At 66.3% G+C, this 16822-nt stretch carries 13 protein-coding genes; 6 read left to right on the top strand and 7 right to left on the bottom strand.

The window, feature by feature from the left end; all coding sequences use genetic code 11:
• Positions 1–14: 14 nt before the first annotated feature.
• On the bottom strand, positions 15–578 hold the full coding sequence (locus ACEN9O_RS05970; protein WP_495616709.1) for a hypothetical protein: 564 nt from the start codon (positions 576–578) through the stop codon (positions 15–17).
• Positions 579–800: 222 nt separating this feature from the next.
• Complete coding sequence (locus ACEN9O_RS05965) at positions 801–1334, bottom strand: CcdC protein domain-containing protein (RefSeq protein WP_495616708.1); 534 nt, start codon at positions 1332–1334, stop codon at positions 801–803.
• 165 nt (positions 1335–1499) lie between these two features.
• Here ACEN9O_RS05965 and ACEN9O_RS05960 point away from each other — a divergent pair, with 165 nt between their 5' ends.
• Together ACEN9O_RS05960 and ACEN9O_RS05955 are read left to right on the top strand one after the other, a co-directional pair.
• Positions 1500–3959 (top strand): alpha/beta hydrolase family protein, encoded by a 2460-nt coding sequence (locus ACEN9O_RS05960; protein WP_495616707.1) that lies wholly within the window; start codon positions 1500–1502, stop codon positions 3957–3959.
• Positions 3960–4077: 118 nt separating this feature from the next.
• The gene (locus ACEN9O_RS05955) at positions 4078–4203 is read left to right on the top strand and encodes a hypothetical protein (protein WP_495616706.1); all 126 of its coding nucleotides are present in this window, start codon (positions 4078–4080) and stop codon (positions 4201–4203) included.
• Positions 4204–4271: 68 nt separating this feature from the next.
• Here the strand turns inward: ACEN9O_RS05955 and ACEN9O_RS05950 are convergent, their stop codons facing one another.
• The gene (locus tag ACEN9O_RS05950) at positions 4272–8795 is read right to left on the bottom strand and encodes a translocation/assembly module TamB domain-containing protein (RefSeq protein ID WP_495616705.1); all 4524 of its coding nucleotides are present in this window, start codon (positions 8793–8795) and stop codon (positions 4272–4274) included.
• A complete protein-coding gene (locus ACEN9O_RS05945) occupies positions 8795–10657 on the bottom strand; it encodes an autotransporter assembly complex protein TamA (RefSeq protein ID WP_495616704.1) in 1863 nt (620 codons plus the stop codon). Before ACEN9O_RS05945 ends, ACEN9O_RS05950 begins: the two co-directional genes overlap by 1 nt.
• Positions 10658–10763: 106 nt before the next feature.
• Here ACEN9O_RS05945 and queC point away from each other — a divergent pair, with 106 nt between their 5' ends.
• On the top strand, positions 10764–11471 hold the full coding sequence (queC, locus tag ACEN9O_RS05940; RefSeq protein ID WP_495616703.1) for a 7-cyano-7-deazaguanine synthase QueC: 708 nt from the start codon (positions 10764–10766) through the stop codon (positions 11469–11471).
• Positions 11472–11555: 84 nt separating this feature from the next.
• Here queC and ACEN9O_RS05935 read toward each other — a convergent pair whose 3' ends face one another.
• A complete protein-coding gene (locus ACEN9O_RS05935; protein ID WP_495616702.1) occupies positions 11556–11948 on the bottom strand; it encodes a hypothetical protein in 393 nt (130 codons plus the stop codon).
• 381 nt (positions 11949–12329) lie between these two features.
• Positions 12330–12539 carry a hypothetical protein gene (locus ACEN9O_RS05930; RefSeq protein WP_495616701.1) on the bottom strand — a complete coding sequence of 70 codons (210 nt, stop codon included), beginning with the start codon at positions 12537–12539 and terminating at the stop codon, positions 12330–12332.
• Here ACEN9O_RS05930 and ACEN9O_RS05925 point away from each other — a divergent pair.
• The 3 genes from ACEN9O_RS05925 to ACEN9O_RS05915 all read left to right on the top strand — a co-directional run bounded on the left by ACEN9O_RS05925 (position 12538) and on the right by ACEN9O_RS05915 (position 15790).
• Complete coding sequence (locus tag ACEN9O_RS05925; RefSeq protein ID WP_495616700.1) at positions 12538–13038, top strand: hypothetical protein; 501 nt, start codon at positions 12538–12540, stop codon at positions 13036–13038. The two genes, ACEN9O_RS05930 and ACEN9O_RS05925, sit on opposite strands and share 2 nt — an antisense overlap.
• A 140-nt stretch (positions 13039–13178) precedes the next feature.
• Positions 13179–13721, top strand: a complete 543-nt coding sequence (locus tag ACEN9O_RS05920; RefSeq protein WP_495616699.1) for an FxDxF family PEP-CTERM protein — start codon at positions 13179–13181, stop codon at positions 13719–13721.
• Positions 13722–13846: 125 nt separating this feature from the next.
• On the top strand, positions 13847–15790 hold the full coding sequence (locus tag ACEN9O_RS05915; RefSeq protein ID WP_495616698.1) for a GAF domain-containing sensor histidine kinase: 1944 nt from the start codon (positions 13847–13849) through the stop codon (positions 15788–15790).
• Between the two features lie 104 nt (positions 15791–15894).
• Here ACEN9O_RS05915 and ACEN9O_RS05910 read toward each other — a convergent pair whose 3' ends face one another.
• Positions 15895–16812: an SAM hydrolase/SAM-dependent halogenase family protein gene (locus ACEN9O_RS05910; protein WP_495616697.1), complete on the bottom strand. Its 918-nt coding sequence runs from the start codon at positions 16810–16812 to the stop codon at positions 15895–15897.
• Positions 16813–16822: the final 10 nt, after the last annotated feature.

The following is a 16822-nucleotide window of genomic DNA, read 5'->3' as shown; positions in this document are numbered from 1 at the left end:
CCGGGCCTGGGCGTTCAGGCCTGGGCCGGGCGGTCGTCGAGCAGCTGGTCCAGTTGTTCGGCGAGGGAGGCGGCGGCGAAGTTGCCCTTGGCTCTTTGCACCGCGTCCAGATAAGGCATGCGCAGTTCGCGCAGTTCCTCCACAGAGCTGGCTTTCTCCACCTTCAGCTGCAAGGTGAAGCCGCGCAGGCCTATCGTGCTTTTGATGGTCTTATTGTAAAACTCGTACAGCGCCTGGAATTGACTGGTCCGCGCGGCCGCCGCCGCCGGGGCTGCGGGCGCTGGTACTGGCGCTGGCATGGTAGCCGGCGTGGTCGGTGCGGACGGCGCGCGTTCCGCGACCGGCGCTACGGCCATCGTTGCATAGCTGGTTGATAGCACGATGAATTCCCCCTCCAGCAGCTCGCTCAGGGCAGCGATGGTCAGTCCCAATCCCGCCACATTGCGCAGCAATTCTTCTTCCGTACGACGACCGTCGATCAACACCAGCAGACTTCGAAGGCGCGGCGCGAGCTGGTACTTGCGCGTCGCGATCTCGTCCCGGCCCTTGGCGGTCTTGTCATAAATTGAAGTATTCATGGAAGTGCAAATTAGTTGCCTGGTGGATATTCTCAGAATACCACCAAACCTTCCCTGCACCACAGGAAATACGATAGCACTGTCGCGAAAAAGACGTCGCCTTATAGAAAATGTCCGGCGTCGGCGCCGGTTTTTGCATCCAGGTCAGCCTCAAGAAAAATATCGTTTTACGATAATATTTAACTGTTTTACGCGAATAAAGACGACTGCAGGCTAAATAGTTTATTTGATATCGAAGATGTCGATCGGGCGCGGCACCGGCTTGGTGGCGCGGCGCCAGCGCAGCAGCAGCACGCTGTAGCAGGCGTAGAAGCCGGCCAGCAAACCAAACAGCACGGAGGTCAGCGGATTGCCGATAAAGTCAGGGTCCAGCGGCAGCCGGTCGTGCATGTGCAGGTAGGCCTCGAACAGGCGGTAGATCAGGCGGCTGATGAACAGCATCGCCACCAGCAGGCCGAGACGGCGGTTGGGCGTGTAGAAGAAACCTTCGGCCGTGTTTTCCAAACGGGTCAGTTGCATATTGCGGTAGCCCAGCGCGACGCCGACCGCTGCGCCGACCACCAGCGCGCCGAATGCTGCCCACTTGCCCAGCAGCGTAGCGGCCAGCACGCCCAGCACGGCGGACATCGCCACGGCGGCCAGGTAATGGCGCCACAGTTCCGACCGGGTGCGGCCCATCAGGCGCTTCAGGCGCGTGTAGATGCGCCAGATGGCCAGCGGCACCAGCAGCAACAAGACGATAGTCGGCATATCCATAAGCGATTCCAGGGGCGTGATTCGAAGAACCGCGATTGTACGCCAAGCTGCAGTGGCGCCACAGCGTTACAGATTGTCACGCATTATCCGGCAGTGATTGACAATCCCGGATAGCATAAGCAAACTGAACTGCAGCAGCCTCGCTTCTGGACCGAAAGGATATCCATGAACAAACCGTTAACCATGCTGCCCCTGAATCTAGGGTTGATGGCCGCCTCTCCGCAGGCCGGCGCACAGGAGGGCGGCTACCGCCTTCCGCCCTCCGCCTTGCTGGACATCGTCGACGCGCCGCGCGCGCCGGCGCTCAGCCTGAGCCCCCAGCGCAACCTGGTCGCCGTGGTGCAAACGCCGCCGCTGCCGGGCATCGCCGAAGTGGCGCAGCCGGAGCTCAAGCTGGCCGGCCTGCGCATCAATCCGCGCACCTGTTCCTCCTCCCGCTTCTCGTTCGGCACCGACCTGGGCCTGCTCGACATCGCCACGCAAAAGGAAAGCCGCATCCGCGGGCTGCCGCGCGCGCTGCGTCTGGCGGACCTGGCCTGGTCGCCGGACCAGCGCTACCTGGCGTTCTCGCACGTGGCCTACAAGGGCGAGCGCGGCGCGGTGGAGCTGTGGCTGGTCGATATCGCCGCGCGCAAGGCCACGCGCCTGTCGGCGCAGCCCTTGTCGGCGGTGCTCACGCGCGGCTTCAACTGGCTGCCGGACAGCAGCGGCCTGCTGGTGCACTGGCGTCCGGCCGGCATCGGCAAGGCGCCGCAGTCGGACGGCGTGCCCACCGGCCCGATCCAGCAGGACAGCGAACCCGGTGGCGCCCTGCGCCAGCTGCGCACCTATCAGGACCTGCTGAAGAACGAGGACGACGCGCGCCTGTTCGAGTACTACATCACGGTGCAGATGGTGCTGCTGGACCTGCACGGCAAGCCGCGCATGATAGGCGCGCCGGGGCAGTTCTCGCGCACCTCGGTCGCGCCGGGCGGCCAGTACCTGCTGACCCAGAGCGTGACGCGGCCGTACTCCTACATCGTGCCGGCGTCCAGCTTCGGCGAGCGGATCGAAGTGCGCGACCTGAATGGCGATGTGCTGCACACGGTGGCCACGCTGCCGCTGGAAGAAGGTCTGCCGCAGGGGAACGACGCGGTCTCCGAAGGCGTGCGCCACGTGTCGTGGCGGGCCGACGTGCCGGCCACGCTGGTGTGGACCGAGGCGCAGGATGGCGGCGATCCTGCGCGCCCGGTGATCGACAATATCCGCGACGTGGTCTACCTGCACGCGGCGCCGTTCCGCGAACCGCCACTGGTGCTGGCGCGGCTGACGATGCGCTACGCCGGCGTCGCCTGGGGGCGCGGCGACGTCGCGCTGATCAACGAACGCTGGCACAAGACGCGCGACTACAGGCAGTGGATGATCGAGCCCGAACACCTGTCCACGCCGCCGGAGCTGATCTACGCCGGCTCGTACGAGGACCGCTACAACAGTCCCGGCTCGCCGGTGATGCGGGCCGACGCCAGCGGCTTCCCGCGCCTGCTGATCGGCCCCGGCACCACGGTGCTGCTGGACGGCGCCGGCGCCACGCCGGAAGGCGACCGTCCCTTCATCGACCGTCTGAGCCTGACCACCAAACAGAAGGTGCGGCTGTTCCAGAGCGCCGCGCCGTATTTCGAGAACGTGGCGGCAGTGCTGAACGACGAAGGCACGCTGCTGCTGACGACGCGCGAATCGCCGACCGAGCGGCCCAACTACTATCTGCGCGACCTGACCAAGCCTGAGGACCAGCAGCTGACGGCGCTGACCAATTATCCGCATCCGACCCCCCAGCTGAAGGATGTGCACAAGGAGCAGATCCGCTACCCGCGCAACGACGGCGTCGAGCTGACTGCCACGCTGATGCTGCCGTCCGGTTACGACGCCGGTCGCGATGGCCCCTTGCCGCTGCTGATGTGGGCCTATCCGCAGGAATTCAAATCGGCCGGCGCGGCCAGCCAGACCACCGGTTCGCCCTACCGTTTCAACGCGGTCAGCTACTGGGGGCCGGCGGCCTTCCTGGCGATGGGTTACGCGGTGCTGGACAATCCATCCTTCCCCATCATCGGCGCCGGCGACGAGGAGCCGAACGACAGCTATCTGCCGCAGCTGGTGGCGGACGCGCAGGCGGCGGTGGACGAGGTGGTGCGTCGCGGCGTGGCCGACCGCCACCGCATCGCCATCGGCGGCCACTCGTATGGCGCTTTCATGACCGGCAACCTGCTGGCGCACACGCGCCTGTTCCGCGCGGGGATAGCGCGCAGCGGCGCCTACAACCGCACGCTGACGCCGTTCGGCTTCCAGTCCGAGGAGCGGCCGTTCTGGCAGGCGCAGGAGGTGTACCAGGCCATGTCGCCGTTCAATAACGCCGACAAGATCAAGGATGCGATGCTGCTGATCCACGGCGCCGAGGACAGCAACACCGGCACCTTCCCCTTGCAGAGCGAGCGCATGTTCCAGGCCATCAAAGGACTGGGCGGCACGGCGCGGCTGGTGATGCTGCCGAACGAATCGCACGCCTACCGCGCGCGCGAGTCGATCCTGCACATGCTGTACGAAACCAATGCGTGGCTGGATAAATACGTCAAGCATGCGAAACCCGGGTAAACCGGGGTCTGACCCCGTAGGGGGTCAGACCCCATGCCGGAGCCCGTACGGGGTCAGACCCCATGCCGGAGCCGCCGGGGTAGAATGGCGATACGTGTCAGCTCAAGGAGTACCGACCATGCACAACGCTCACCGTGCCCCCGATCCCGTACCGGTGGATGATCCGGCGCCGCCGGCCATCCCTCATCCCGTGCCGCAGGATGACCCGGTGCCGGACCATAATCCCAGCGTCGTTCCCGCGTAGGCGGGAACCCATGCTTCCCGTGCTCATAGGCGTTGCATGGATTCCCGCCTGCGCGGGAATGACTACCCTTAGTCGAAGGCCCAGGTGTAGAGCACGTCCAGCGCGTTGTTGGTGCCGGTCTGGAACTGCAGCGAGATGCGCGGGTTCAGCTTGTATTTGAGCTTGACCAGGCTGGTCGCCGTGCCCGCGCCCTGTTCAAAGCTCAGGTAGGCGCGCGACGACAGGCGCTTGCCCACCGTGACCACCGTGGTCTGCAAACCGGTCGCCGCGCCGGCCGCAGTGCCGGCGGCCTGGCTCACGCCCAGTTCATCCACGCCCAATGCATTGGCCAGCTTGCCCTGGCCGCCGCCGAACAGCGCGCCCGCCGCGGCGCTGAGCAGCGCCATGTCGTTGCCGCCGGTGTTGTCGATGCCGTGACCCAGCACCAGCCAGGCCAGCTTGTCGCTGTCCGACACGACCGGCGTCGACACCAGCTTGGCCACCGGCGCCAGCGCCGTGCCGCGCACTTCCACGCCCGCTTCCACATTGGTCTCGCTGAGCGCCTCGCCTTCGGGGCCGCGCCGCACGGCCAGGATGTTCAGGCCGGGGTTGTCGTAGGCGCCGGTGAAGTTGATCACGCCGCGGTCGATCGCCAGCTTTTGCCCATAGGCCGCGTAGGTGCCGCTGACCACGCGGATGCTGCCGGTGACGCGCGGCGGCCGGCGGTCGGCCACGCGGATGCGCACCACGCCTGCCAGCTGGGCGTCCAGGCCTTTGCCTTTGAGCTTGAAGTCGTCGCCCAGGTCGGCCTCCAGGTCGATGTTGAGCGGCTGGCCCTGCGGCGCCTTGACCGGCGCCGCGCCCTTGCCGATGATGACCACGTCGTCGCTGAGCGTCGGCGTGTTCTCGCCGGCCAGCTCGATGCCGGCGCGGTCGGCCCGGAATTTGCCGTCCAGCTGGAAGCGTTTGGCGTCGCGCACCAGCGTGCTCTGGCCGCTGATGACCAGGATACGGTCGGGCCGCGCCAGCACTTCCAGCTTGTCGGCGCTGAGCTGGAGGTTCATGGTGGCCTCGTTGCCGGCGTAGCGTATCCAGCCTCCTGCCAGGGCGTGGCCCTCGGCGCCGTCGAAGGCCAGCTTTTGCAGCTGCAGCTGGTCGCCGCTCAGGCGCGCCTGCAACTGGCCGTTGCGCAGCTTGATGCCCTGGTCCACCCAGTTCAGCACCAGCTTGTCGCCGCTGATGTCGCCGTTCAGTTGCGGCGCGCCGATGGTGCCGTTGCCGGTGACGGCCAGCTTCAGCGAGCCGTCGATTTCCAGCCCTGGCTGGCCGGCCAGCGGCGCCAGCCAGGCCAGCGATCCCATATTGGCGTTGCCGTTCAGTGTGATGGCGCTGCTCTCGGCCAGGCGGCCTTCCTGCAATCGGGCGGTGGCGTCGAAGCGGGCCTGGCCGGCGCGGGTGCCGTCCAGGTTCAGTTGCAGGTGCAGCGTGCCGTCGTTGACGTCGACGCGGCCGTCCAGCGTGCGCAGGCCGAGCGGCTGCGGCAGGTCGGCGCCGACGATGGTCAGGTCGCCCTGTTCGCGGTAGACGTGCAGCATGCCGCCCAGGACCGGCGGGTTGCCCTTGCTGGCCGCTTGCAGGTTCAAGCTCCATTCCGCACCGACGGTCATGCTGCTGCGGACGTTGTCGCGCCAGGCATCGGAGAGCTGCGCCAGGTAGTTGACCGGCACCCCGGCCGCCAACCCCTTGCTGCGCCAGGCGGGGCCGGTTTTTTCCAGGCTGTCGATGCGGATGCTGCCGTCGGGGAGCTTGATGGTGGCGCTGCCCAGGGCGATCTGCTCCGGATGCAGCAGGCCGGCCACGCCGCTGCCTGCCGGCGCGGTCAGCTTCAACGGCGCCGGCGCGGCCAGCGTGAGGGCGAAGCGGCCGCGGTTTTGCAGCGTGTCGATGGCGCCGGTCCAGCTGTCGTTGGCCCAGCCGCCCTTGACGCGCACGGCGGCGTCGAAGTCGGCGTTGCTGGCGCTGACTTGCAGCGTGTGGTTGCTGCGCGTGCCGCTGGTTTGCAGGCGCGCCTTGTCCAGCGTCAGGGAAGGGGAGGCGTAGCGGGTGATCTCGATGTCGCTGACCAGCGGGACATCGGCGTAGATATCGGCTTCGGCGCGGCCGCGTGCCTGCGTGGCGCGCGCGTTGGCGGCGGCCCGCGTTGCACTCGACGGGGAGGGCAGGGCCGCGCCGGCAGCCGGACCGGCCGCCATCGCGACGGTACTGCCCAGCGTGGCGCTACCGCGTATCGTACCGATCTGCTGCTGGCCCGGTGCGCGCAGGTTGGCGCCGTCCAGCGTGAGCACCAGCGCCGGCTTGGCGCTGGTGCCGGACAGGCTGCCGCTGGCGCGCAGCGAGCCGGCGAACTGCGGACCCAGTGCGGCCAGTTGCGGTGCGTTGAGCTTCCAATCCAGCTTGTCGAGCGCACTGCCGAAGCTGCCCTTCGCTTGCAGGCTGTTGGTGGCCAGTCGCAGGTCGATGTCGGCGTTGTCGATGCTGTTCTTGTCGGCGTTCAGTTTCGCGTAGCCGCTCAAGGGCGCGTTGGCGAAGGTCGACGGTTGCAGCGTCAGGTTCAGGCCCGCGCGCCAGTCGCTCGCCAGCCGTGCGTCGGCCGTGAAGCTGGCGTTGACGGAGCCTGCCTGCGCCGCGCCGAATGCGGCGGGATTCAAGCGCTGTATGGCGCCGTTCATTTTCAGTTCGGGCGTTTTCTTCGGCCCGGCCAGCGCGATGTCGCCGGCGGCGTGGATCAGGCTATCGGGCGCCGGGCGTTTGGAGGAGGCCAGGCCCAGGCCCCTGGCATCGGCCTCGAAGCTGGTGCGCGGCGCTTCCATGCTGCCGCTGACGATGCCGCTGGCACTGACGGCGCCAATCAGATCGCTGGCCACCGCCGACAATTGGCGGGCGTCGATTTTCCAGCGCAGTTGTTCGCCGGGGGCGCCGAAGCTACCGTTGATGTCGGCGCTGTTCTGCGCCATCGCCAGGTGTGCGTCGACGCCGCTGATGTGCTTTGCGTCGGCATTCAGCTTGCCGTTGCCGGACAGGGTCTGGCCCGCGAGCTTGCTGGCCTTGAGGTCGAAGCCTGCCGCTACCTGCCACGCGGGCGCGACGTGGCCGCTGGCGTTGATGTCAGCATTGATGTCGGCCACCGGATAGCCGGCGCCCAGCGCGGACGGGTCGAAATGCTCGGCGCGCAGTTTGGCGCTGAATTCCTGCTTGTCTTTCAGGCTGGCCTGGCCGGTGGCGCTGATGCTGCCTTTCTTCGCCAGCAGGCGCGCCTGGTGCAGCTGCAGCATGGCGTCCGCCAGCGAGGCTTGCAGGTCGAGGCGCAGGCCATCCTGCGACAGCCTGGCGTCCAGTGTCTGTTTGGTCGGCGTGCTAGTGAGCGCGATGTCGCCGGCGACTGCGGTCTTGTTGATGCTGCTGTGGATGTTCTTCAGGTCGAGGCGGTCGGTGTGCAGCGTGAATTGCGCGGCGTCGATGCCGGCTTCCGGGCCGCTGCGCTTGACCTGGCCGCCGCCGGTGAAGCGTCCCGCCGCGCCCAGGTCGAGCAGCACGTTTTCCAGTGTGGAGGCGGTCAGCGTGCCGGCCAGTTTGCCGCTGAAGGTTTGCAGCGGCAGGCCTTGCTGGTCGAGCGGGGCGGCCTTGTCTTGGTTCTGCAGCGCGAACTGGCCGGACAGCTTCTGGTCCGCCGCGATGGCGGCGCTGACCTTGAGGCTGAACTTGGCCTGCGGCCAGCCGGGATTGAAGCCGGCCGGATCGAGGTCGCGGCCGTTCAGGTCCAGCGCGCGCAGGATGATGGGATCGAACGGCGCCAGCGCCGCATTGGCGTTGCCGCTCGCGCCGCTGGCGCTGCCCTGCGCCTTCAGCGTCACCAGCGCCAGGTTGCCGCCGGCTTCCAGCGACAATTGCGCAGCGCCCGCCTTGGCGGGAACCTGCGCCAGCGATGCCTTGCCTTGCAGCGCGAACGGCTTGTCGGCGCCGATGGTCAGGTCGGCCCTGGCGTCGCCGAAGGCCGTGTGCGCGCTGGCCTCTTCCAGGTGCCAGCTGCTCTTGTCGCCGTACAGTTTGAAGCGCAGGCGTTCGATCACGTTGCTGCCGGTGGCGCTGGTCAGCGTCAGCTTGTCGAGCCGGGCGTCGGACAGGTTGAGGCGGAACGGCGCCGACAACGACTCCGGCATCTTGGCCGGCTCCGACGGCCCCAGGCTCTGCACCGTCAGCGCGGCCACATGCAGCTCGCTGATGGACAGGCCTTCCGAAAAATACTGCAATGGCGACCAGTTGATGTCGATGCTATCCGCCGTGATGACGCTGTCCTTGCTGCGGTAGACCAGCCGTCCGATGTGCATGCGGTGGTACAGCGATCCGCTCACGCCGGACACGGCGACCTGTCCGCCGCTGGCGTTGGCGATGCGCTGCACCAGCTGCTGCAAGGTCGACTCGCGGCCCAGCAGCCAGAAGGCGCCGGCCAGCAGGGCCACCAGCACCGCCAGCGAAATCAGCACGCGTCGCGGCCAGCGGCGGCGCGGCGGCGCGGCGACGGTGTCCGGTGTTTGCTTGTCTTGGTTGTCGGCCATCAGAAAGTGAATCCCAGCGAGAAGTGCAATCGATATTTTCGAACCGCGTGGCCGTAGGCGACGTCCACGTTGATCGGCCCGACGGGGCTCTTCCAGCGCCCGCCGATGCCGTAGCCGGATTTCGGATGCAGCGCGTTGAAGGTGTCGCCCGCGTTGCCGGCGTCGTAGAACACCGCCGCGCCATAGGTGGGCTTGAACCAGTACTGGAACTCGGCGCTGCCGGTGGCCAGGTAGCGGCCGCCGGTGACGGCGTCGCCTTCGTGCACGCCCAGCTCCTGGAAGGCGTAGCCGCGCACCGACTGGTCGCCGCCGGCGCGGAACAGGTACACGGCCGGCACGCCGTTCTTGTCGCGCGAGGCCAGCGCGCCGAGTTCTCCGCGCAGTATCAGGTTGGTGCTGGCGGTCAGTGGCCGGTACCACACGGCGCGCGTGTAGCCGCGCACGAAGGCCTCGTCGGTCAGGATGGGCAGCAGCGCGCCGCCCAGCTGCGCGTTGAGCGCGTAGCCCTTGGTCGGGAACAGCAGGTTGTCCAGCTTGCGCCAGGTGACGCCGTAGGTCAGCGGCAAACTCTTGCTGGTGCTGGACGGGATGCCGTCGAGGGTCTTGGTCTCGGTCAGCAGTTCCAGCGACAGGCTGCGCTCCAGCAGCGGCGTGCCCCAGGCGCGCTTGCCGGCCACGCTGGCCACGCTGGTGACCTCGCCCGCAATGTCGCTGCGCTCGAACGAGGCGCCGACGCTGTCGTTGTAGCCGTCCGCCGTGGTGGGGAAGTAGAAGTCGCTGCGCGCGGTCTGCTTCTTGGTCTCCAGGGTCAGCGCGCTTTTCATGCGCAGGCCGAACACCGACAAATCGTCATAGCTCAGCGAGGCGCGGTTGCCGGTGTTGGTGCTGAAACCCAGGCCGGCGCTGACGTTGCGGCGCTTGTTCTCGGTCACGCGCACCAGCAGCGGCAGCGGCGCCATGGCGGCGTCGGCGTTCTGCGCCGGGGTGGCGGCGGCCGCGTCCAGCTGCTCGTTGAGGACCGCGCTCATGTCGGCGCTCACTTCCACGCTGCTGAAGTAGCCGGTGTCCTGCAGGCGCGATTGGTAGGACTGCAGCGCCGCTTCGCTGTAGTAGTCGCCGGGGTGGATCTGGTTCAGGTTGCGGACGATGGCCTCCGGATAGCGCTTCAGGCCTTCGATGCGCAGCTCGCCGAAGCGCAGCTCCGGGCCGCTGTCGAGCACCACGCGCAGCGCGGCCAGGTGGTTGTCCGGGTCCACCGTGGCCTGGGTGTCGGTCAGCTGCGCGCGCGGGTAGCGCGTCTGCACCACCTGGCGCAGCAGGCCGCGCTTGGCTTGTTCCCAGTCGGTCTGGCGGAACACCTGGCCCGGCTTGAGCGTCCAGCCGGCCTTCAGCGCGGTGGCGTCGAACTGTTTTTCTGGCGGCAGGCCGGGCACGGGCGCGAAGCCTTGCAGCACCAGGTCGACCGAGCCGACCCGCACCGGCTCGCCCGGCTGCACGCTGATCTCGACCTTGGGGGTGTCGCCGTCGCGGTCGAGGCGGGCGCTGACCTCCGGCGAGTAGTAGCCGTCGGTGGCGACCAGCGTCTTGACCTGCTCCGGCGCGGCGCGCACCAGCCGCAGCAGCTGCTCGCGGTCCATGCGCGCGTTGCCGCGAAAGCGCACCAGGTCGAGGTTTTGCTGCAGCAGTGTTTCCAGCGGGCCGGGGGCGTCGATGTGGACGTCGTATTTCAGGCCTTGCGCGGCGGCCGGCAGCGTGAGGACGGTCAAGACCCCGGCTGCGGCGAGGCGGCCGGATACTTTTGCCACAACTTGTGCCAAAATTCGTGATCCTGCCAATTTTTTTGCTGGCGATGCCGGTAACATGAGACTCCATCGGGGTGTGCGCTGCCCGCCATGTTACCGGATTGCCCTAAAAGATGGCGTACTTATAACGTTGCAACGCCTTGCAAGTCCTTGAAAGAACAAAGTAATGCTGCCTACCGATTCCGCCCTGGTCCTGTTTAGCGGTGGCCAAGATTCCACCACCTGCCTGGCCTGGGCGCTGAAGCACTACGCGCGCGTGGAAACCATCGGCTTCGACTACGGCCAGCGCCACGCCGTCGAGCTGACCGTGCGTCCGTCCGTGATCGCCAGCCTGCGCGCCCACTCGCCGGTCTGGAACGCCAAGCTGGGCGAGGACCACATGATCGACCTGTCGCTGATCTCCAAGATCTCGCAGACCGCGATGACGCACGACATCGCCATCGAGACCCAGGCCAACGGCTTGCCGAACACCTTCGTCCCCGGCCGCAACCTGCTGTTCATGACGGTGGCCGCCACGGTGGCCTACCGCCGCGGCCTGACGGTGCTGGTGGGCGGCATGTGCGAGACCGATTTCTCCGGCTACCCGGACTGCCGCGACGACACCATGAAGGCGCTGCAGGTGGCGCTCAACCTGGGCATGGACACCCGCATGAAGCTGGAAACCCCGCTGATGTGGCGCGACAAGCGCCAGACCTGGGAGCTGGCGCAGGAACTGGGCGGCCAGGCGCTGGTCGACCTGATCCGCGACGGCACCCACACCTGCTACCTGGGCGAGCGCGGCGCGCTGCACGACTGGGGTTATGGTTGCGGCACCTGCCCGGCGTGCGCCTTGCGCGCGCGCGGCTACCGGCAGTTCGCGGGCACCGAAGTGTAGGGATGGTTTGCGTCAGCGGGGGAAGAGGCGGATCGGCCGGGAGTTCAGGTCCCGGCCGCTTCCGATTTAAACGGTGGGCTCTGCTTAGACCGCGTGTTCCAGCGCGGCGCGCTGTTGCTGTTTGCGGGAGCGCGAGCGGAAGATCATGTAGATGCCGACCGGGATCAGCAGTGGCAGTAACAGGGGCGAGACCGCAGCCGCCACCACCACCGCCAGCAGCACCATGCCGCTGATCATCAGGATGCCGAGGCCGGCGAACAGCACGCCCACAAACACGGCCGCGCAGGTGATGGCCACGGTGGCGATCAGCACGCCGCCGCCGGCGAACAGGGTGCCGAGCAGGAAGCCGAGGGGGCCGTCGATCTCGTCGCCGTCGATGTTGACCTGCATGCCGTCGCCGAAGACCGACTGCCATGCGGACACGGCCAGCAGCAGGATGAAGGCGGCGAATACCAGTTTTTTAGCGGTGATTTTCATGGCGGACCTCGGTGGTTGGGTTATTCCGTACTTCTTGTGCCGTTTGGCATGGTTGAACTTTACCGAGCGCGCCCGGCAGCGGCCAGCGGATTGCGACAGACCGGCAGATTTGCGGGATGGAATGCGGATCAGGCGCGACGAGCGGCTCCGGCGCGGGGAATGTTCCTTGATTTAAAGTTATCGCCGCCTATACTGATAACCTGACTAGTGCAGGGAGGGCTTTAACATGGCTTGGCTAGAATTGAGCGAGGGTCAATCGATATCCTCGATTTGTAAGCGGACTCGGCGCCAGCGTAGCGCTCAGAAGCTTTCCGGCGGGGGACCCAAGGGCCCGCCCTCGGCGCCGCCGACGATACCGCCCATCATCATCACGCCGTTCAGTTACCACATGCCGGAACCGGCCATCGATCCGCGCATCACGCCATTGCGGCCGCCGATCACACCGCCGCCGCGGCCGTGCATCTCGTGTTTCTCGTGCTGACCGCCTGCGGCTGACCGCCAGCCGCCAGCAGATGTAAAAAAAGCCCGCTCAACGCGGGCTTTCGCGCTTATCATTTCACCCCATCCATTTTTCCAGACGAGCACCAGCATGAGCGCAGACTACCCCGATACCGACGAGCACCAGGACGATGACGCCCCGATCCAGGAGGCGCGCGTGTGGCAGGGCAACGGCTGGACCGCGCGCGTCATCAAGAACGATGACGACGAGGGCTGGGCGGTGGCGATGATCAAGGACGGCGAACCGGAACCGGCGCTGGTCGGTCCGTGGACCATGGGCCGCGACAAGAAGAACCCCAAGCCGCTGGACGTCAACGCCTTCAACACCCTGGTCAAGACCGCCAACGAGGTGATCCGCCGCCACGAGCAGCAGCTGCACGCCCAGTTGCACAAGAATGTGTTTGTCAACGGCGCCGACGGCCAGGTCAAGGTCAACCTGGACATCGTGCCCGACGAGGACGATCCCTACGCCACGCTGAGCGCCTTCGATCAGTACGGCGAGGAGCTGGCGCGGGTGCGGGTGGCGCCGACCTTCAAACTGAGCGTGGTCAGCGCCTCGGCGTGGATGGAAAGTGGCTATCGTAAACCGTAGTTACTCACATCATTAATTCTTTATTAGAATTAAGATTTCGTTAAATAAACGTGTAAGTGGATGTAACATCCTATCGTGCGCGGCCGGTTCGGAATGCCGGGGCTGCTACATTTTGATCTCCCATTTTTAAGGAGTTCAACATGATAAAAGTCAAAGTTTTGGCAAGTGCTATCGCGCTGGCTGGCGCCGCGTTCGTGTCGCAAAGCGCGTTTGCTGCGGATATCAGCAATCCCGACACCGCGCTCAATCTGAGCAGCGGTGCGGACTTCGTCGGTCACTTGATTAGCGGCAACAACGAAGGTAACACCTTCTCCGACAAGTACACCTTCACCCTGAGCGGCTTGTCCACCATTTCGGCTGACGTCTACTCGCATACGGGCAACGCCAAGAACGGTCTCGACATCAGCAGCCTGGCGCTGTACAACGCTGGCGGTCTGGTACTGGCGGGCACCCAGCTGTCGACCGGCGCCACCGACCAGTGGCAGCTGGACTCGGCCGCCCTGAGCGCCGGCAACTACTACCTGCTGGTGAGCGGCAGCGCCATCTCCAAGTCGGCCGGTTCGTATTCGTCCGGCGTGTCGGTGACGGCGGTGCCGGAACCGGAAACCTACGCCATGCTGCTCGGTGGCCTGGGCCTGGTCGGCGCGATGGTTCGTCGCCGCAAGCAAGCCGGCAACGCGTAAGCTGTAGCCGCGCACGCGGGCAGCCAGGCCGTCCTAGGACGGCCTGGCTGTTTTTGTTTCTATGGCCGGGGCGGGCTGGACCTGCTAGTATTTCCTATGCGCATTACCTCTCAATAGGAAAATCGATGGAAAGTCGTCTCACCCGCCTGGAAGCCGTGCAAACCATGCTGCTGGAAATCGGGCAGAAGTCGAGCAGCTGCACCGATATCAGCGAGTTCCTGCAGGCCGTGCATGCGGCGCTGGGACGCATCATGTATGCCGCCAACTTCTTCGTGGCCTTGAGCGACCGCGACGGTCCGGTCAACCAGGTGCGCTTCGTGTATTTCGTCGACGAGGTGGACGATCCGCCCAGCCGCGACGCGCTGTTCGAGCTGGTCGAGGGCGAGTCGCCGACCGCCACCGTGATCAGCACCCGCGAGCGCATGGTGATGACGGCGGCCGAGCACCTGTCCCGGCGCGAGGCCAACGCCGGCTTCGGCATCGGCACCATCGCCGAGCACTGGATGGGCTGCCCGCTGCTGGACCAGAACCACCAGGCGCTGGGCGCCATCGTGATCCAGAGCTACGACAAGCAACACACCTTCAGCGAGGAAGACCAGGCGCTGTTCGGGCTGATCGCCAACCAGGTGTCGAGCGCGCTGCAAGGCTTGCAGAGCATGGACCGGCTCGAGCGCGCGGTGCAGGAGCGCACCGCCCTGCTGGCGCACGAGGTGGCCGAGCGCCGCCGCGCCGAGAACATCCAGCGCGCGCTGTACGAGCTGGCCAACCTGTCGGCCACGGCCACCGGCGGCAGCCGCCTGAACATGCGGCTGCACCAGATCATCAGCGAGCTGGTGCCGGCGCAGAATTTCCTGATGGCGCTGTACCACGCGGACACCAAGGAAATCAGCATCCCCTATTTCGTCGACGAGAAGGATGAGCATGCGCCGGTCAAGCGCTTCGACTACGGCGTCGGCATGTCCTCGTACGTCCTGCAGCGCAAGCAGGCCATGCTGCTGGACCGCGAAGGCTTCCGCGCGCTGGCCGACAGCGGCGAGATGGAGCACCCGCTGGGCAATACCGACATCGCCAGCTGGATGGGCGCGCCGATGCTGCTGGGCGACGTGGCCTACGGCGTCATCATCGTGCAGAGCTATGACGAGTCGGTGGTGTACACCCAGGCCGACCTCGACATCCTGGCCTTCATGGCCAGCCACGTGGCGGTGGCGATCGCGCGCATGCAGGCCGACCGCGAGATCCGCCGCGCCAAGGAGGCGCTGGAGGAACAGAACGCCGCGCTGGAGACCGCGCTGACCTCGCTGAAGGATGCGCAGGGCGAGCTGGTGCGGCAGGAGAAGCTGGCCTCGCTGGGCCGGCTGGTGGCCGGCGTGGCGCACGAGATCAACACGCCGCTGGGCATCTGCGTCACGGCCACCAGCCATCTGGTGGAGGAGCTCAAGCTGACGCGCGAGGACATGGCGGCCGGCACCCTGGACGAGGACGGCCTGAACCAGTTTTTCGACATCATCGCGCAATCGCTGCGCATCATGACCACCAATACGCAGCGGGCGGCGGCGCTGGTGCGCAGCTTCAAGCAGGTGGCGGTGGACCAGTCGTCCGACGATATCCGCAGCTTCAACCTGCGCAAATACCTGGACGAGGTGCTGCTGTCGCTGCAACCCAAGCTGAAAGGCAAGCCGATCGCCGTCGAGATCGATTGCGACGAGCACATCCACATGGCCAGCTTCCCCGGCGCGGTGTCGCAGATACTCACCAATATGGTGGTCAACTCGCTGGTGCACGGCTTCGAGGAGGGGCAGTCCGGCAAGATCCGGATCGCCGGCAAGGTGGACGGCGATTTCGTCAACTTCGAGTACAGCGACGACGGCGCCGGCATGGACAGCAGCACGCTGGCGCAGCTGTTCGATCCCTTCTTCACCACCAAGCGCGGCTCCGGCGGCAGCGGCCTGGGCGCGCACATCCTGTACAACCTGGTGACCGGTGCGCTGGGCGGCACCATCAAGGTGGTCAGCGCGCCGGGCATGGGCTTGCACTACAAGCTGCGCTTCCCCAAGGTCAAGCGCAAGTAGGGCTTACCCCGCACGGCGATGAACCGCTGGGGTCTGGGGAGGGCTGCGCCCGCATCTCGCAGTGCGAGATGCCCCCGTACGGGGTCAGACCCCGCTGTGCCGGGTTACTTTGAGGCCTTGCTGATCTCGACTTCCCAGTCCACGCCGGAATCGATGTGGTGCTGCTTGGCGTAGTTGCCCTGGCTGACGGCGACCGCCACGTCCAGCAGGCTGTTCAGGTAGACCAGCGGCTTGCCCTGTGCGACGCCGCCGAAGGTGTGCTCGAACGGCGCAACTACCTTGTCCACTTGCTTGCCCTTGTGCAGGATGCGCACCTGCACGCGGTCGTGCACGCCGATGCCCAGCTCGTCGAACAGCGCTTTCGGGATGTTGGTCCAGACGTTGCCGTATTTGATGTCCAGCACAGGGATGATGCCGCGCACCACGTTGCCCTGGCGGACCGCCTTCTGGTAGGGAATCTTCACCACCGACGCGCTGTCGAGCACCGGGCCGACCTGCTCAAAATTGATCGCGCCCGAGGCCAGCCGCGCACCGACGTAGGCGTACACATCGCGGCCGTGGAAGGTGTAGGACTCGCCGGAGCCGGCCAGGCGGTTGACCTTCTCGTCGATCTCACGCAGCTCGGCCACGCCGTCGCGCTCGGCGATCAGCGTGAACAGGCCGTTGTCGGGGCCGACGAAGTAGCGGCCCTCTTTGGTTTTCAACACCACTGATTTGCGCGTGGTGCCCACGCCCGGATCGACCACGGCCACGAACACGCTGCCCTGCGGCCAGTAGTTGGCGGTCTGGTACAGGCGGTAGGCGCCCAGCCAGATGTCGTAGTCGGGGATGTTGTGGGTCAGGTCGGAGACGTTTAGTTTCGGGTCGACGCCGTAGGCCACGCCGTGCATGGCGGAGACGGCGCCGTCGGAGGTGCCGAAGTCGGTCAGCAGCACCAGGGCGTTGCTGGCGTGGACTTGCGCGGCCATCAAAGTGCTGAGGCAGGCGGCGGCGAACAGGGCGGAGATGCGGGTGAGCTTCATAAAGTCCTCA

Source organism: Duganella sp. Dugasp78 (assembly GCF_059491455.1).
This window is presented reverse-complemented; position numbering and strand designations above follow the sequence as displayed.

Coding starts and splice junctions, on each gene's coding strand:
- ACEN9O_RS05970 (WP_495616709.1), bottom strand. CDS start 578: ATGAATACTTCAATTTATGACAAGACCGCCAAGGGCCGGGACGAGATC.
- ACEN9O_RS05965 (WP_495616708.1), bottom strand. CDS start 1,334: ATGGATATGCCGACTATCGTCTTGTTGCTGCTGGTGCCGCTGGCCATC.
- ACEN9O_RS05960 (WP_495616707.1), top strand. CDS start 1,500: ATGAACAAACCGTTAACCATGCTGCCCCTGAATCTAGGGTTGATGGCC.
- ACEN9O_RS05955 (WP_495616706.1), top strand. CDS start 4,078: ATGCACAACGCTCACCGTGCCCCCGATCCCGTACCGGTGGATGATCCG.
- ACEN9O_RS05950 (WP_495616705.1), bottom strand. CDS start 8,795: ATGGCCGACAACCAAGACAAGCAAACACCGGACACCGTCGCCGCGCCG.
- ACEN9O_RS05945 (WP_495616704.1), bottom strand. CDS start 10,657: ATGTTACCGGCATCGCCAGCAAAAAAATTGGCAGGATCACGAATTTTG.
- queC (WP_495616703.1), top strand. CDS start 10,764: ATGCTGCCTACCGATTCCGCCCTGGTCCTGTTTAGCGGTGGCCAAGAT.
- ACEN9O_RS05935 (WP_495616702.1), bottom strand. CDS start 11,948: ATGAAAATCACCGCTAAAAAACTGGTATTCGCCGCCTTCATCCTGCTG.
- ACEN9O_RS05925 (WP_495616700.1), top strand. CDS start 12,538: ATGAGCGCAGACTACCCCGATACCGACGAGCACCAGGACGATGACGCC.
- ACEN9O_RS05930 (WP_495616701.1), bottom strand. CDS start 12,539: ATGCTGGTGCTCGTCTGGAAAAATGGATGGGGTGAAATGATAAGCGCG.
- ACEN9O_RS05920 (WP_495616699.1), top strand. CDS start 13,179: ATGATAAAAGTCAAAGTTTTGGCAAGTGCTATCGCGCTGGCTGGCGCC.
- ACEN9O_RS05915 (WP_495616698.1), top strand. CDS start 13,847: ATGGAAAGTCGTCTCACCCGCCTGGAAGCCGTGCAAACCATGCTGCTG.
- ACEN9O_RS05910 (WP_495616697.1), bottom strand. CDS start 16,812: ATGAAGCTCACCCGCATCTCCGCCCTGTTCGCCGCCGCCTGCCTCAGC.